Source organism: Escherichia sp. MOD1-EC6021 (genome assembly GCF_002965245.1).
Taxonomy (GTDB): Bacteria; Pseudomonadota; Gammaproteobacteria; order Enterobacterales; family Enterobacteriaceae; genus Escherichia; species Escherichia coli_F.
In genome coordinates this window covers 1-300 of sequence record NZ_PTRU01000146.1, presented here as the reverse complement: position 1 = coordinate 300, position 300 = coordinate 1, and the positions used below count along the sequence as shown (strand labels likewise).

General features: G+C 49.0%; 2 tRNA genes. Both read left to right on the top strand.

The features are described 5' to 3' along the window. Window position 1 precedes the first annotated feature (1 nt). Window positions 2-77, top strand: a tRNA-Lys gene (locus BEB54_RS28420). Window positions 78-223: 146 nt separating this feature from the next. Then, window positions 224-299: transfer RNA gene (locus BEB54_RS28415), tRNA-Lys, on the top strand. The last annotated feature ends 1 nt before the right edge of the window (window position 300 follow it).

Sequence of the window (300 nt, the reverse complement as noted above, 5' to 3'; positions counted from 1 at the left end):
CGGGTCGTTAGCTCAGTTGGTAGAGCAGTTGACTTTTAATCAATTGGTCGCAGGTTCGAATCCTGCACGACCCACCAGTTTTAACATCAAACTCAGATGTTAAGCGTGAAGGATAACGTTGCGCCAGCAACGGCCCGTAGGGCGAGCGAAGCGAGTCATCCTGCACGATCCACCAATATTAAAGATTGGTCCCGAGTAGAAATCATTCAGGTAACACCCGTATGGGTCGTTAGCTCAGTTGGTAGAGCAGTTGACTTTTAATCAATTGGTCGCAGGTTCGAATCCTGCACGACCCACCAA